This window comes from Streptomyces sp. H27-H5, assembly GCF_026627505.1.
GTDB lineage: Bacteria > Actinomycetota > Actinomycetes > Streptomycetales > Streptomycetaceae > Streptomyces.
Window position 1 is genome coordinate 1 of the sequence record NZ_JAPNLK010000045.1, and the last position, 13,856, is coordinate 13,856.

At 70.5% G+C, this 13,856-nt stretch carries 18 protein-coding genes and 1 pseudogene; 11 read left to right on the forward strand and 8 right to left on the reverse strand.

What is annotated here, in order from left to right; translation table 11 throughout:
* From OTB19_RS22355 to OTB19_RS22405, 11 genes and pseudogenes are all read left to right on the forward strand, one after another.
* A pseudogene (locus OTB19_RS22355) lies at positions 1-1,358 on the forward strand (hypothetical protein); the annotation flags it as partial.
* A gap of 12 nt (positions 1,359-1,370) precedes the next feature.
* On the forward strand, positions 1,371-1,853 hold the full coding sequence (locus OTB19_RS22360; protein ID WP_267800145.1) for a hypothetical protein: 483 nt from the start codon (positions 1,371-1,373) through the stop codon (positions 1,851-1,853).
* 64 nt (positions 1,854-1,917) lie between these two features.
* A complete protein-coding gene (locus tag OTB19_RS22365; RefSeq protein ID WP_267800146.1) occupies positions 1,918-2,763 on the forward strand; it encodes a hypothetical protein in 846 nt (281 codons plus the stop codon).
* A gap of 15 nt (positions 2,764-2,778) precedes the next feature.
* Complete coding sequence (locus OTB19_RS22370; RefSeq protein ID WP_267800147.1) at positions 2,779-3,027, forward strand: holin; 249 nt, start codon at positions 2,779-2,781, stop codon at positions 3,025-3,027.
* 36 nt (positions 3,028-3,063) lie between these two features.
* Entirely contained in the window at positions 3,064-3,369 is a 306-nt protein-coding gene (locus OTB19_RS22375; protein ID WP_267800148.1) for a hypothetical protein, read from the forward strand.
* On the forward strand, positions 3,353-3,547 hold the full coding sequence (locus OTB19_RS43685; RefSeq protein ID WP_420716887.1) for a DUF7620 family protein: 195 nt from the start codon (positions 3,353-3,355) through the stop codon (positions 3,545-3,547). The genes OTB19_RS22375 and OTB19_RS43685 overlap by 17 nt, the downstream gene beginning before the upstream one ends.
* Positions 3,544-3,894, forward strand: coding sequence for a hypothetical protein (locus OTB19_RS22385; RefSeq protein ID WP_267800150.1), 351 nt, complete (start codon positions 3,544-3,546; stop codon positions 3,892-3,894). The genes OTB19_RS43685 and OTB19_RS22385 overlap by 4 nt, the downstream gene beginning before the upstream one ends.
* A complete protein-coding gene (locus tag OTB19_RS22390; protein WP_267800151.1) occupies positions 3,873-5,627 on the forward strand; it encodes an SGNH/GDSL hydrolase family protein in 1,755 nt (584 codons plus the stop codon). The genes OTB19_RS22385 and OTB19_RS22390 overlap by 22 nt, the downstream gene beginning before the upstream one ends.
* A 94-nt stretch (positions 5,628-5,721) precedes the next feature.
* Positions 5,722-6,906: a helix-turn-helix domain-containing protein gene (locus OTB19_RS22395; protein ID WP_267800152.1), complete on the forward strand. Its 1,185-nt coding sequence runs from the start codon at positions 5,722-5,724 to the stop codon at positions 6,904-6,906.
* Between the two features lie 109 nt (positions 6,907-7,015).
* Positions 7,016-7,387 (forward strand): hypothetical protein, encoded by a 372-nt coding sequence (locus OTB19_RS22400; RefSeq protein WP_267800153.1) that lies wholly within the window; start codon positions 7,016-7,018, stop codon positions 7,385-7,387.
* 159 nt (positions 7,388-7,546) lie between these two features.
* Positions 7,547-8,176, forward strand: a complete 630-nt coding sequence (locus OTB19_RS22405; RefSeq protein ID WP_267800154.1) for a hypothetical protein — start codon at positions 7,547-7,549, stop codon at positions 8,174-8,176.
* Between the two features lie 107 nt (positions 8,177-8,283).
* Here OTB19_RS22405 and OTB19_RS22410 read toward each other — a convergent pair whose 3' ends face one another.
* From OTB19_RS22410 to lepB (OTB19_RS22445), 8 genes are all read right to left on the reverse strand, one after another.
* On the reverse strand, positions 8,284-8,526 hold the full coding sequence (locus OTB19_RS22410) for a helix-turn-helix domain-containing protein (RefSeq protein WP_267800155.1): 243 nt from the start codon (positions 8,524-8,526) through the stop codon (positions 8,284-8,286).
* Positions 8,527-8,695: 169 nt separating this feature from the next.
* Positions 8,696-9,838, reverse strand: coding sequence for a recombinase family protein (locus OTB19_RS22415; protein WP_267800156.1), 1,143 nt, complete (start codon positions 9,836-9,838; stop codon positions 8,696-8,698).
* Positions 9,838-10,224 carry a YraN family protein gene (locus OTB19_RS22420; RefSeq protein ID WP_267800157.1) on the reverse strand — a complete coding sequence of 129 codons (387 nt, stop codon included), beginning with the start codon at positions 10,222-10,224 and terminating at the stop codon, positions 9,838-9,840. The genes OTB19_RS22415 and OTB19_RS22420 overlap by 1 nt, the downstream gene beginning before the upstream one ends.
* A 114-nt stretch (positions 10,225-10,338) precedes the next feature.
* On the reverse strand, positions 10,339-10,647 hold the full coding sequence (locus OTB19_RS22425) for a DUF2469 domain-containing protein (protein WP_003965949.1): 309 nt from the start codon (positions 10,645-10,647) through the stop codon (positions 10,339-10,341).
* Between the two features lie 55 nt (positions 10,648-10,702).
* Entirely contained in the window at positions 10,703-11,203 is a 501-nt protein-coding gene (locus OTB19_RS22430) for an NUDIX hydrolase (RefSeq protein ID WP_267800158.1), read from the reverse strand.
* Positions 11,193-11,957 (reverse strand): signal peptidase I, encoded by a 765-nt coding sequence (gene lepB / locus OTB19_RS22435; protein WP_267800159.1) that lies wholly within the window; start codon positions 11,955-11,957, stop codon positions 11,193-11,195. Before lepB (OTB19_RS22435) ends, OTB19_RS22430 begins: the two co-directional genes overlap by 11 nt.
* Positions 11,958-12,019: 62 nt before the next feature.
* On the reverse strand, positions 12,020-12,934 hold the full coding sequence (lepB, locus tag OTB19_RS22440; RefSeq protein ID WP_267800160.1) for a signal peptidase I: 915 nt from the start codon (positions 12,932-12,934) through the stop codon (positions 12,020-12,022).
* Positions 12,935-13,049: 115 nt separating this feature from the next.
* Positions 13,050-13,856, reverse strand: a complete 807-nt coding sequence (lepB, locus tag OTB19_RS22445; protein WP_420716888.1) for a signal peptidase I — start codon at positions 13,854-13,856, stop codon at positions 13,050-13,052.

Consider the following 13,856-nt stretch of genomic DNA (forward strand, 5'->3'; position numbering starts at 1 on the left):
CCGTGGACGCGACCGCCGTGACGCTCACCGGCTACGACGCGGCCGGCGCCACCGTCGTCACCGTCGCCGTCCTTACCGCCGGCTTCGGCTTCCACGGAGCCTGGACCCGGTTCGAGGTCACCGCCACCGACATGGGCGGCGGGAACGTGAAGTACCGCGTCGGCTGGGTCGACGTCTCCGGCGGAGGCTGGGGCAACGACGCCACGGTGACGGGAACCCCCGGAATCGTCACCGCCATCAACACCCGGTTCGGGCCCCTCGCGGCCGACCTCCGGCTCGGGCACCTCGCGGTTTTCAGCGACACCAGCACGGTCGCGTACCAGGGCGCCGACGACGGATGGCTCGGCGAAGGGGCGTCCGTCCGCCTCCACCGCCTGTGCGCGGAGGAGGGCGTGCCCATCTTCAGCGACGTGGCCAGCACCGCGATGGGGCCCCAGCGCCCGGCCACCCTGCTCGCCCTCCTGGGCGAGTGCGAGGCCTCCGACCGAGGGGTGCTGTACGAGGACCGCGATTCCCTCGGGCTGCGCTACCGCTCCCGAGAGGCGCGCTACAACCAGCCCATCGCGTTGACGTTGGACTACGCGGCCAACAGGGAGGTCGCGCCGCCCCTGGAGCCGATCGACGACGACCAGCGGGTCCGCAACGACATCCGCGTCACCCGGATAGGGGGCAGCTCCGCACGCGCGGTGCTGGAAACCGGCGCCTTGTCCGTGCAGGCCCCGCCGGCCGGTGTCGGTACCTACGACGAATCCGTCACCCTGTCCCTGGCCACCGACGCGCAGCCCGAGCAGATCGCCGGCCACATGCTCCACCTGGGCACCTGGACCGAGGCCAGATATCCCGCGGTCACCGTCGACCTGGCTGCGGCACCGCACCTGATCCCCGCCATCCTCGACCTGGACATCGGCGACCGCATCCAGATCATCAACCCCCCGGACTGGCTGCCGCCGGGCCCGATCGACCTGATCGTCGAGGGCTACACCGAGACCCGCAAACCACCGTCCAGGTTCTGGACCATCACCCTCAACTGCAGCCCGGCCGGCCCATGGACGGTGTCCGTCGTCGACGACCCCGTCACCGGCCGCGCCGACACCAGCGCCTCGACGCTCGCCTCGGGCGTCAACGCGACCGCGACGTCCCTGTCCGTCGCCACAGTGGGCGCGCCGCTGTGGACCACCACGGGCAGTGACCTGCCGGTGGACATCGAGGTCGGCGGCGAGGTGATGCGGGTGACCGCCATCAGCGGCGCGTCCAGTCCACAGACATTCACCGTGACGAGGTCCGTCAACGGAATCGCCAAGGCGCAGTCGTCGAGTACCCCGGTCGCGCTCGCGCAGGCCCCGATCATCAGCTACTGAGCAGGAGGACCCATGGCGTACACCGGATGGCTGGCCAGCATGCGGACCACGGCGGCCCGCCTCAACGCGATCTCGGGTATCTGGACGCCGTACACACCCACCTGGACGTCCTCGACCGGCGCCGCCGTCTCCCTCGGTAACGGCACGTTGGAGGGCGAGTACGCCCTCTCCGGAGGGATCTGCCGCGTGAGGATCTCGCTGGTGGCCGGCAGCACCACCACATTCGGCGGCGGTCAGTTCAAGTTCGCGCTGCCGTTCGCCGCGGCCTCGCTGGGCGCCGCCGGCATGTCGTACCTCGGCACCGCCGTGGCCCTCGATCCCGGCGGCGCCTACTACCCGGGGGCCGCACGCGTCCTGTCCGGCGACGCATTCGTCATGGCTCTGTCGCCGACCGCAGCGACAGGCGCAACGCCGGGTGAATGGAATGCCAGCCGGCCTTTCACCTGGGGCAACACCGACAACCTGTCGATCAGCCTCGCGTACAAGCCCGTTTGACCCTCCCCACTCCCGCACGCCCCGAGCCCACTGGCCGGGGCGTTCCTCATTCCCGGAGGCCCTCATGCCCCTGTCCCGTACCGCATACGTGAACATCCTCAGATCCCAGACCGGCTACCACGAGGGCCGCGACAAGAACGGCAACTGGAACAACATCCAGCGGTTCTCCCCGGAGACCCCCGGGCTGGAGTGGAGCCAGGGCCAAGCCTGGTGCGCCACATTCACCGCGTGGGGCGCCGACGAGCTCGGCGCCCGCTCCCTCTGGCCGATTACCGCGTCCTGCTACTACGCCGTCGACTGGTGGAAGAAGGCAGGCCGGTTCACCGAGTACCCCGTCCTCGGCGGCCCGTTCTACCTCGGCAAGGTCGGCGAGGACCACGTCGGCGTCGTCTACGCCTATGACGACAACTCGATCTACACCGTGGAGGGCAACACCAACGCGGGCGGCGCGTTCCAGGGCGACGGGGTGTACCAGCGCGTCCGGCCCCGCCGGGGCCCGGGCAGCCCGTACGGGTACGGCGTCCCGGCCTTCACCGAGGGCACTGTGTCCGCTGACCCGAAGCTGGGCGGCACGCGCACGGCGTCCGTCCCGCCTCCGGCCCCGCCGGAAGTTCGGGTGTCTGCGGCACACATCGCGGCGGCCGCCCGACGAGACCCGGGCCTCCGGCAGGGCGGCACCACCTACCCCGCCGAGGTCAACGTGGTGGAGGTCGCGCTGGCACGCGCGGGTCTCCTCAAGGACGCCTACGCACATGACGGGTCCTTCGGCTCCCTGAGTGTGTCCGCGTACGCCGCGTGGCAGCGCAGCAAGGCCGGCGGCGCCTACACGGGCGCCGACGCCGACGGCATCCCCGGCAGGACCAGCCTCGCCCGCCTGGGCAAGGTGCACGGCTTCACCGTCATCGACTGATCAGGAGATCACCCCATGCTCACACTGCTGTTCTGGAAGGCGACCGCCGAGCGCGCCGTCCGCACCGCCGCCCAGGGCGTTCTTGCGTCGATCACCGCCGACCAGCTCGGCATCCTCGACGTGAATTGGGGGCAGGCCGGCTCCATCGGCGGCCTCGCCGCGGTCCTGGCCGTCCTCACCGCGATAGCCACCTCCGGCGGCGCGGAGGGCCCGGGCATCACCGAGACCGTACGGCGCCGGCCGAGCGCCCTGCCCCGTCTCTGACCCGTCGCCCCGTTACGCACACCGCAGGAGCCGCCCATGGACACGCTTTTCGGGGTCAGCCCGACCGACCTCGGCGCAGCCGGCCTCGTCGTCCTGGTCGTGCTCCTCATCCTCACCGGCCGCCTGGTCCCCCGCTCCACTCTCCTCGACATGAGAGAGGAGCGGGACACCTGGCGGTCCGCACACGGCAAGTCCGAGGCGGCCCGCCAGGCCGAGCGTGAGATGACGACCGAGCTCCTCGAACTCTCGCGCACCGCCGGGCATGTACTGACGTCGCTGCCACGCTCGACTGAGGGGGTGGCGGATGCTCGGCTGGCTGAAGCGCATGATCGGCAGGAGTAGGCCGTCACCCGGGCAGCGAGCGGCCGAGGGCGCACTGGACCGCGCGCAGTGCGCCCTGCAGGCCGCCGAGGACCGCCGCCCTGCCGTCGAGGCCGCGGCCCGCGTGCTGCGCGAGGCACGGCGAGAGAACCACTTCGCGGAGCGCATCGGCATCGTGCTACGAGGGGGCACACCATGATGCAACTGACCGCCGACCAATGGGTGAACGTGGTCGGCTCGTCGATCGCTGCGCTGTCCTGCGCCGTCTTCGGGCTCGTGTACGGCCTGCAGGCCCCGTGGTGGCGCTCCACCCTCGGCCGCAACGTCATGCTGCTCGCCGGCGCGATCGGCGGGCTGTGCCTGTACACCGTACTGATCACCCTCTGGCCCACCGGCTGCGCCGCGATCGTGCTCCGCAGCCTGCGCACCGCGGTCCTCCTCGCGATTGCCGTACTGATGATCCAGCGCACCCGCCTGGTGATCATTGCCCAGCGCGCCACCCGACCGACCGTGCAGGAGGAGCCATGCCCGCCACCCGCACCGTGACCGGTCTGGTCACCAGCCCCATCGCCGGCGAGACCGCCGAGGGCTACGCCGTCCTTGCCCCGTACCCCGCGCGCTGGGTCGACCAGGACGGCAACCAAGTCCTGGCGTCCGGTGGGGTGCAGGTGCCGTACGTCGCGGGCGCCTGGTCCGCCGAGCTCGTTACCACGGACGCCGAGGACGTCGAGCCGACCACCGGCCGACTCTGGCGGTACGAGGAGCACACCAAGGGGACCCGCGTGCGGGTCTGGTACTTCCTGCTCCCCGCCGGCGACGGCCAGCCCATCGCCATCACCAAACTGATCGCCGCCGACCCCGGGGCCGTCGGATACCTGCCCCTCGAGGGACCGCCCGGACCGCAGGGCGAGACCGGAGCCACCGGCGCACAGGGCATCCCCGGCGCGACGGGAGCAACTGGTGCCACCGGCGCGCAAGGCGTTCAGGGTGTTCCCGGACCGGCCGGGGCCACCGGCGCGACGGGTGCCGCAGGTGCGACCGGGGCCACCGGCGCGACGGGCCCGGCCGGGCCGGTCGCCACCGCCTGGCGCCGCAGGGACCTCCCCGACCCGGTCGTCGCAGACGGCCTGTACGCCGGCGCCGCGCCGACCATCGGCACCGCCCAGACCGGTACCCCGACCGCCACGTACATCAAGTACGCCCCGGCCGGGGTGACGCTCGCCGGCAGCGACGTCACCGGCCCGTTCACCATCCTCAACGCCGGAGGAGTCCAGGTTGGCACCGGCACCCCCGACTCCGGGTACGTGCTGCCGACCTCCCGCTACCCCAACACCCGCGGCAACCTGACCAGCTCACAAGCCGTCTGGTCGGTCGAGTTCGGGACGGACGCGGACAAGTTCCAGCTGAGGTTCAACTACCAGACCGCCGGGACGTACCGGCTGAGCATCGACGGCCGCAAAGTTACCGAGACGATGCAGCCCGTCGGCGGCACCACCGCCGGCAGCACCCACCTGATGTCTTTCGACCTCGGCTCCGCCATACCGCGGGTCATCCGCCTCGACTTCTACACGGTGCCCTTCGGCGGAGTCTTCCTCCCGCCCGGCGCCAGCATCTGGTCCACCGTCGCAATCGGCGGCCGATCCATGGTGTTTGGCGACAGCCTCTCCGACGGCTCCGCCATGAACACCGGCGGTGGGGCAGGCACCTGGTTCCAGCGAGCCGCCCGGCTCCTGGGCTCCAACGACGCGTGGGACGAGGCCCGCGGCGGCACCGGCTACATCACCGTCGGCTCCTACGCCACCCTCGCAACCCGCGTCGCGGCGGACGTCATCGCCTGGAACCCGACGCGGCTCATCGTCTGGGCCGGCTACAACGACAGCGGCGGCAGCCAGGGCAGCATCGCCACTGCCGCGGCATCCCTGTACGCCACGATCAGAGCCGGCCTACCCGCCTGCGAGGTGTACGTCCTCGGCTGCTGGTCGCCGACCGGCAGTCCCGGAGCCTCGCTCACGAACACGGACGCCACCCTCAGGACGGCGGCAGCCGCCGCCGGGTATCCGTTCATCAGCCCCATCACCGGAGCCATCTACAACGCCTCGGGGACTCTGGTCGCCACGCACGGGGCATGGATCACGGGCACCGGCCGGGCGGGCGCCACCACCGGCAGCGGGAACGCGGACGGCTACATCGGCACGGACGCCATCCACCCCACCGACGCCGGCCACGCCTACCTCGCCCGCCGGATCACCGCCGCAATCCGCGAGCTCATGCCCGCCTGAGACGCACAGTGCCCCCTCTCGCCTACGGGCGGGAGGGGGCAATTTCTGCGTGTGCGAGTACCGTTCTGGTGTCGAGTCAGAACTGGAGCCCAGTATGCATGCTCTTCCTCATGACCACACCGGCGCGCGCGTGAAGCGCCTGCGCCTCGAACGCGGCCTCACGCAGTTGGCTCTTGCCGACCTATCCGGTCTCTCCCTTAGCGCAGTGAGCAAGGGCGAGCAGGGTGTGAAGCCGTTCTCTCCCTACACGATCGGCCAGTTGGCCCGCGCCCTGCGTGTCGACGTCGCCACGGTCACCGGCCAGCCGTACGCGGCCGAACTCCGCGAGGACCAACTGGACATCCTCATCCGGCCCATCCGCGAAGCACTGGACGTGTACGACCTCGGCGCCGATCCCGAGATCGCACCGCGCCCACACCAACTCCTCGCCGCCGACGCCGAGGCCCTGCTGGTCGCAGTACGCGCCGGAGAGATCAAGCAGGCCGCCGGCCTGGTACCCGGCCTCATCCAGGAAGCCACCACGGCAGCGCACATGGACCCCAGTGACAGCCGGTGGCTCCTGCTCGCCAGTACCTACCGCAGTGCGTACGACGTCGCCTCGAAGCTCGGGTTCGGCGACCTCGCGGCTATCGCCCTCGCCCGCTTGGACTGGGCTGCCGAGCGCGGTTCCAGCGCAGCCCTCGGCGGCATCTACCGATATATGCGAGCCCTGACTTACCTCCGCGACGGGCAGTACCGCACGGGACAGCGCCTGACCGACCTGGGTCTGTCGATCCTTGAGCAGGCTGCCCCTGGGCGGGAGCGGGAGGTCGTGACCGGCCAGCTCCACCTTGGAGCTGCGGTGATGGCCGGCCGGTCGAAGGACAAAGACAAGGCGGACGGGCACCTGGCCGAGGCCGAGCGGATCGCCACAGGCACGGGCGAGGCCGCCAAGGTCCACTACCTGGCGTTCGGTCCGACGAACGTCGAGGTTCACCGGGTGTCAATCCTGGCCGAGCTGGACGAGTACACGGAGGCCGCCCGGATGGGGCGGAGCGTGCGTGTCCCACAGGACTGGCCGCAGTCGAGGAAGTCACATCACTTCGCGGAGCTCGCCCGCGCCCAGATGTGGACGGGTGATCTCGACAATTCGTTCCAGAACCTGTTGAAGGCACGGAAGGCGGCGCCGCAGCAGGCCCGCTATCACCAAACGGTGCGAGACACGTACACCGGTCTGGAAGCGGCGCGCCGGCAGCTCCCGGGTAGCTTCCTCTCGTACGGCAACTGGCTGGGCGTCTGACGCCCTGTCAAGCCTTGGCCCCAGCTATCACCAACTGGTGATAGTTGGGGCCTTGTTGTGCCCTCACACTCGTTCTCACCACCCGCTGAAGACGGTAGGGAGCACGGGCATGGAAGTACGGGAGAACCCGCCTGGCGACACGTTCAATCACGTCCGGCATCCGCTGCTGCGTCAGCAGGTCCGCGACCGGCAGACGGACCGCACTGGTGTGCTGATGGCCGTGGTCCGCGAGTCGGTCGGCACCGTCGCCGGGCGTACTACGCACACACGGACCGCGTTCATCCGAGACGCCTCGGGCCTGGAGTTCACCGCTCCCCCCGACGCCCTGGAAGCGGTGGCGCCCGCTGCGGCGGGGCAGCCCTGCGCCCGCTGCGGAGCGCCGATCCGCGCCGGCGGGCAGAGCGTCATCCAGACGTCGACGGACGGCCGCCCGGCGGCCTGGGCCCACGACGTCCGCGACTCGGCCTGCAGGCCGCGGTGACGGACGAGCGCGCACGTCAGCTCTCCTACGTCCTGGTCGTGCTCGGCATCCTCACCGCCATCGTCATCGGGGTCGGCAGGTGACTCGCACCACTCGTGTGGGGCATTCGGGTCAACGCGCCCCTCCCGCGGCTTGAGGGCCACATACCCTACGCGCGAGATGACCACCGAATTCGCCGACGAGGCACGATCGCGCGTTGCGCGGCTCCTGCGTATGGCTGCTGACGCAGACGACCGGACCCGCGCCCGAATCGTGGCGTACGCCGCGACGACACCAGACCCACCCCCGTACGGCCCCGACGGCATCCGCACGGCTGGCTGCCCGCGCTGCCTCCGCACGATGTGGAGACAGCGTGACGTCTGGGTCTGCTCTTCCTGCGGCCGCGTAGAGGACGACACCATGGACTGCCACCGCTGCGGCAACGCGATGTACGAGAGCGCGGCCAGCGGCGTTCGGCAGTGGTGGTGCCGCTGCGGGGCCCGGCGGCTCCCCGACGAGAGCACGGGCGACGTCCGCGCTCGCGAGGCGGAGACGGCGCGCGTAATGGCCCTGCTGGACGCTGCCATCGCGGAGGGCACCAAGGCACGGGAGGTGACTGATCAGCGCCATGCAGACCGTCAGATCACCACTCAGATGGAGGCCACCATGGGCCAGCTCATTCAGACCGCAGGCTGCCCGGTACCGGGCTGCGGCGGCACCATGTACAAAACGGTCGAGGTGGACGAGAACAACCAGCCGATCGGCTCGGGGCCGTACGTCTGCAGCAAGTGCGGAGCGATGGCCGGCTGACACGGGGGACCGCCTCGGCCGGCGTCTCGCCGGTCGGGGCTTCCCGGAAGTCTGTTCGACCCGTACGGTGAGTGCATGCCACAAGTAGTAGAGCCGGTTCCGCTCACCTACCCGTGTTCTCGCACCAGCTGCGAGAGCGGGACACCGATGGCGTCGGCGATGAGGATCAGGGTGTCGAGGAGCGGGCTGGCCTGACCCTGCTCGATTCGCACATATGACGCGCGGTCCATCCCTGCGTGGAGGGCAACCCTCTCCTGCGTCAAATTGCGCTCCAGCCGAGTCGCCCGAATCTGGTCACCGATACGTCTCCGACGTGCGATGACGTGATCGGGTGGTCCTGAGCGCGGCACTCGTTCACGTTGGCGTGATCATGGACCGAAGTATGTAGGGTGCACCCTACTTTGCGTGATCTTGCATATATGCGGGCATGAGCGCCCACCCATACCGGCCCTCCCTACCTAGCCCCCCAGGCGGTGGGAGCGGCCAGCAGGGCCCCCGCCGACGGGCGGGGGCCCTGTTTCACTTCCAGACGATTGCCACCGAGTTCGGGTCCCAGTACCCCCCACCCGGCTGCCTGCCGCGTCGAGCACGGTTGATCGTCACCGTCATCAGGTACGAGATGACCGCGCGCCGGCGAGACAGGTCAAGGCCCGCCCATGCCGCCTCGATATCTTCGGCGGCCAGCAGCCCCGCAACCGGGTTGACCTTCACCGCCTGCGAGAGCGTCTCGTCGGCCGCAGCGATCCGGTGCCGTGCCGCTTCTGACGCCAACGTCCAGGACCGCATGTCCAGTTCCCCGCGCCCCAGAGCGCCCGCCAGGCCGTCCAGGACCAACCGCGCCTGCCGCCGGTCCTCCTGGGCGCCCCGAACGTCCACAGGGTCCTCACGGGCGGCCAGGAGGTCAGCCGCGTCCGACCGGGACAGTCGGTCCAGGACAGCCAGCTGGACAATGTCGTCCACCATGTCGCGGCGACGGGACAGGTGCCGCTGACTCCGGCACCTGTAGTTCAGCATTCGCTCTCGGTCCGGGTGGTTACCGGCGCCGTCGGTTGACGACACGACCGTGCCGCCGCACTCGCCGCACAAGTAGAGGCCAGTGCCCAGCGAGCTCCGCGCGTTGCTGACGGGACCGATCTTGCGGCTAGGGTCGGTGAGGATCGCGACGACGCTGCGCCAGGTCGGTTCGTCGAGGGCGGCCGGCCAGCGTGCGGGCCCGACCTCCTCGCCACGGTGGACGACGATGCCCGCGTTCCGGGGCCGCAGCAGCATCTTCCGGATCTCCGAGTGCGCGAACTCCCCGCCCGTGCTGGTGCGGACCTGGCGCTCTGCCCACTCCCGGCGGATCGAGTGGATCGACGCGCCGGCAAGGATGCTCCGTGCCGCCTCCCGAATCAGTTCCGCCTCGGCCTCGATCGGTGTCATGCCGTCGACCTCCCAGCCGAAGGGCCGTCGGCCACCGAAGTGCTTGCCCATCTGAGCCATCTGGTCACGGGAGCGCTTCTGTCGCTCGACCATGCGCTCGACCTCGTACCGGGCCTGTACGCCGAGCTGCCGGGCGATCATGCGACCGGTGGCGGTGGTGAGGTCAAGGTCGGCCTGGACCTCGACGACCACGCCCTCGACGCCCACCAGGGCGACCGAGCAGGCCCGTGCGAATCCCATCAGGCCACCCCCCTGACGTGCTCCACCACGGGCGCGCCGCGGAGCGGCAGCAGGACGCCGACCAGATCGATCCGCACGCCGCCCGGGGGCGGTCCGCCGTGGTCGGCGAGCCAGCGCCCGGCGAGCCGTCGCAGCCGTTCGGCCTTGCCCGGCCGCACCGCGGCCATGGGGTGTTCAAAAGGGGGGTGTTCGGGCCTGCCGGCCCTGCGCGTCTTGACCTCGCACACGACGAGGGCGTCGCCGTCCCGCGCGACGATGTCGATCTCCCCGCTGCGGCACCGCCAGTTCCGCGCGATCACCGTCATCCCGGCCTCGGCCAGCCGGCGCACCGCCAGTTCCTCGCCGTACCGCCCCAACGCCTGCTGTGCCACGCTCTTCGCGTTCATCCGGCACCACCTCCGGCACCGACGATCCCGCGTCCCCGCCCACCGAGTGGATCTTGGTGGACAACCGGGGGATTGTGGAAAACCCCGCCACCCACAGGGGTGACGGGGCGCCCGTCAGCCGCCCGGGAGTTCGAGGTCGCTCTTGTTGAGCTCCTCGATGTTCACGTCCTTGAAGGTCAGCACCCGTACCTGCTTCACGAAGCGAGCCGGCCGGTACATGTCCCAGACCCAGGCGTCGGCCATCGAGACCTCGAAGAAGACCTCCCCCTGAACCGAGTGCACCTGCATCTCGTAGTCGTTCGTGAGGTAGAAACGGCGTTCCGTCTCGATCACGTACTTGAACAGCCCGACGACGTCGCGGTACTCCCGATAGAGCTTCAGCTCCATCTCGGTCTCGTACTTCTCGAGGTCCTCGGCGCTCATGGCATGTTCCCCTTCAGCCGTGCGTCCCCCTATTGTGCGCCAGGCCCCCGCGCCCCTAAACGATTTCCGGGGCCAAGACCACCGGCGTACCCGGAGGACCGTCGTCGAGCAGCCTACGGAGCAGCTCGGCGAGCCTGGTCGGGTACACCGTCTCACGAGCCGCGAGAAGTTCCTCGGAGGTCCACCACCTGGCCTCGATCACGCTGCGGCGCTCCAGCTCGGTGAGCCCGCTCATGTCGGTGTCCGTCCGGGTGGTCCGGGCGAGGAAGTACCACTCGTCCTGTTCCCAGCGCCGCCCGTCGAAGGGGAACGCGCAGTGGCGTCGCCACAGCACCGGCCCCAGTTCCACCTCGGTGATCCCGGTCTCCTCGGCGAGCTCCCGCAACGCGGCCTCCTCCCGGCTCTCCGCCCCCTCCAGGCCGCCGCCCGGCGTGAACCACCAGTCGTCCGCCGGGTCGTCCGGTTCGAAGCCGTGCAGCAGCAGGATCCGGTCCTCGGGGTCCAGCAGGATCACCCGGGCCACCTTGCGCGGGCCTTCGGCCTGCTCAGCGGGCATCGGACCGCTCCCGTCGCCCGCGCCCGAGGACCCGTGCGAGGGGCCCGTACGCCGCGCCCACCACCACGAGGGCGGCGCCGGCCACGATGGCGATCACCTGGAGCCGCAGCGGCCCGGGCGACGACACGCCGCCGGCCAGGGACCGGTACGCCGTCGGCCGCTCCAGCATCGTCATGGAGGGCCATGCCCGCGCGTCCACCCGGCCGTTGACCGCCGAGCGCGGCACCGTGCCCTGACCGGCTTCCTGGAGGTGTGCCCGGGAGTCCAGCGAGCCGGCCCGCCGGTCGCCCAGCAGGAAGAGGTTGCCCTCGGGGACCGTGACCTCGAACGGGGTGTCGGAGGCCGCCCTGCCGGGCGCCGGCGCGCCGTCGAAGGTCGTGGCGGGCTTGGTGTCGTCGATGTACGGCTCGTCCAGCTCCCGGCCGTTCACGGTGAGCCGGCCGCCCTCGCCGCAGCACTTCACGGTGTCGCCCCCGATGCCGACGACGCGCTTGACCATGGGGGTGTCGCTCCACAGCGAGTCGGTGAAGATCACCACGTCTCCGCGCCGCACCTCGCCGCCGTCGATCCGCTGCGCGAGCACCCGGTCCCCCGGGCGCACGGTGGGCACCATCGAGTCGGTGGGCACCGTGTACGGCTGGTAGACCACGGCCCCCCAGACGAAGCCGCCCAGGAAGAGCACGAAGCCGATGGCCACGGCGATTCCCGACAACACGTTGCCGAGACCGCCGCGGCCATCGCTGCCACCGCTCATGTCTTGTGTTCCGCCCATTCCAGCGCCCCCACACTTCGGAGATCGGTGACCTGGGCGGCACCCTACCGGGCGGTACGGCCCTTGGTCAGCCTCCGTCGACGCCACATGACCAGCGGAACCGCGCCCGTGAGCCCCAGCGCGGCCGGGCCGAGCCCGACGGGCGCCAGACCGGCGGCCCCGAGGCCGAGTGCGGTCGCCTTGGCCTGGTCGCCGATGCCCGGCTGGTCGAAGGTGTCCGGAATCGGGAGGGTGGACCAGCGGGTGACCGGCCACGCCACGACCACGGCCCGCCCGACGACTTCCTTGACCGGAACGAACCCGCGCGTCGAGTCCTGCTGGTGGTAGCGGGAGTCCTGGGAGTTCTGCCGGTGGTCGCCCATGACCCAGATCGAGCCCTTCGGGACGACGAGGGGGCCGAAGGGGAAGTCGTCACAAGGGGTGTTGCCGGGGAAGATGTACGGCTCGTCCAGCTCCTTGCCGTTGACGACGACCGGCCCCCCCTTCTTGCACTCGACCGTGTCCCCGCCGATGGCGATGGTCCGCTTGATCAGGTCCTTCTCGTCCGCGGACGGCATCAGGCCGATCTTGCTGAGCACCTGCTGCATGAAGTTGGGCTCCGGGGTGGCCTCACCGGACAGCCAGTTGGCGGGGTCGTGGAAGACGACGACCTCACCGCGCTCGGGCTCCGAGCCGAACCACGGGGTCAGCTTGTCCACCAGGACCCGGTCGCCCCGCTGCAGGGTGTTCTGCATCGAGTCGGACGGGATCGAGAACGCCTGCACCAGGAAGGTCTTGATCAGCAGGGCCAGCAGCAGGGCGATACCGATGAGGAGCGGCAGCTCCTTCCAGAACGAACGCTGCGGGCGCCCCTCGGCACCCTCGTCCTCCGCGTCCCTCGCGAACTCGGCATCGCTCCCCACGGCGTCGTCCGGCCGCTCCTCGCCCTCGTCGCGTCCGGATCGTGCGCCTACCGCCACATCCCCCACATCCACTCCCTCACATCGGAAATCACCGCCCGCTCCGAATCGGGAACGGGCCCTCCCCTCCCCTAACGAGCGGGAGTTCCCTAAGGCTCGGGAGACCGAGGACACACTATGCGACCGACGTGCCCCGTCGACGCCCACGAGGCCCGCGCCGCCCGCGTCGTGCCTGATCGGGGACCGTGAGGAAGGTCGCCGGCTGCTCCAGCCTGCGCCAGTGGTCGTACGGCCAGGCGATCACCACGGCCTTCCCGACGACCCCTTCCTCGTCGACGGTGCCCTCGAAGCCCTCGTCGAGGTGGAAGCGGGAGTCGGCCGAGTTCGCGCGGTGGTCGCCCATCACGAACAGCCGGCCCTGCGGCACCCGGACCGTGAAGCGGATCTCCGAGGGGGCGTTGCCCGGGTTCACGTACGGTTCGTCGAGCGGCGCGCCGTTGACGGTGATCCGCCCCTTGGTGTCACAACAGGTGACCGTGTCCCCGCCGACGCCGATGACCCGCTTGATCAGGTCCTGTTCATCGGCGGAGGGCAGCAGGCCGATGAAGGTCAGGACCTCTTTGACCTGCTTGACCACGACCGGGTCCTTGGGAGGCCGGGTGGCCTCTCCCTTGAGCCAGCCACCGGGGTCCTTGAACACGACGACGTCGCCCCGCTCGACCTTGGAGCCGAACCACGGGGTCAGTTTGTCGACCAGGACCCGGTCGCCGATCCGGATCGTCTGCTCCATCGAGCCGGAGGGGATGAAGAAGGCCTGTACGAGGAAGGTCTTGAGGAGCAGCGCGATGAACAGGGCCACCACGACGAGCAGCGGCACCTCGCCGACCCGTCGGGTCCGTCTGCGTCTCTTGACCCGCCGCGCCAGCCGGCGGCGTTCGGCGCGGCTGCCCCCGTCGGGCTCGCGCACGGGCGTCGTGGGCAC

What these genes read in the sequence shown, in the direction of transcription:
- OTB19_RS22360 (WP_267800145.1), top strand. Translation starts at nt 1,371, where the DNA reads ATGGCGTACACCGGATGGCTGGCCAGCATGCGGACCACGGCGGCCCGC.
- OTB19_RS22365 (WP_267800146.1), top strand. Translation starts at nt 1,918, where the DNA reads ATGCCCCTGTCCCGTACCGCATACGTGAACATCCTCAGATCCCAGACC.
- OTB19_RS22370 (WP_267800147.1), top strand. Translation starts at nt 2,779, where the DNA reads ATGCTCACACTGCTGTTCTGGAAGGCGACCGCCGAGCGCGCCGTCCGC.
- OTB19_RS22375 (WP_267800148.1), top strand. Translation starts at nt 3,064, where the DNA reads ATGGACACGCTTTTCGGGGTCAGCCCGACCGACCTCGGCGCAGCCGGC.
- OTB19_RS43685 (WP_420716887.1), top strand. Translation starts at nt 3,353, where the DNA reads ATGATCGGCAGGAGTAGGCCGTCACCCGGGCAGCGAGCGGCCGAGGGC.
- OTB19_RS22385 (WP_267800150.1), top strand. Translation starts at nt 3,544, where the DNA reads ATGATGCAACTGACCGCCGACCAATGGGTGAACGTGGTCGGCTCGTCG.
- OTB19_RS22390 (WP_267800151.1), top strand. Translation starts at nt 3,873, where the DNA reads ATGCCCGCCACCCGCACCGTGACCGGTCTGGTCACCAGCCCCATCGCC.
- OTB19_RS22395 (WP_267800152.1), top strand. Translation starts at nt 5,722, where the DNA reads ATGCATGCTCTTCCTCATGACCACACCGGCGCGCGCGTGAAGCGCCTG.
- OTB19_RS22400 (WP_267800153.1), top strand. Translation starts at nt 7,016, where the DNA reads ATGGAAGTACGGGAGAACCCGCCTGGCGACACGTTCAATCACGTCCGG.
- OTB19_RS22405 (WP_267800154.1), top strand. Translation starts at nt 7,547, where the DNA reads ATGACCACCGAATTCGCCGACGAGGCACGATCGCGCGTTGCGCGGCTC.
- OTB19_RS22415 (WP_267800156.1), bottom strand. Translation starts at nt 9,838, where the DNA reads ATGGGATTCGCACGGGCCTGCTCGGTCGCCCTGGTGGGCGTCGAGGGC.
- OTB19_RS22420 (WP_267800157.1), bottom strand. Translation starts at nt 10,224, where the DNA reads ATGAACGCGAAGAGCGTGGCACAGCAGGCGTTGGGGCGGTACGGCGAG.
- OTB19_RS22425 (WP_003965949.1), bottom strand. Translation starts at nt 10,647, where the DNA reads ATGAGCGCCGAGGACCTCGAGAAGTACGAGACCGAGATGGAGCTGAAG.
- OTB19_RS22430 (WP_267800158.1), bottom strand. Translation starts at nt 11,203, where the DNA reads ATGCCCGCTGAGCAGGCCGAAGGCCCGCGCAAGGTGGCCCGGGTGATC.
- lepB (WP_267800159.1), bottom strand. Translation starts at nt 11,957, where the DNA reads ATGAGCGGTGGCAGCGATGGCCGCGGCGGTCTCGGCAACGTGTTGTCG.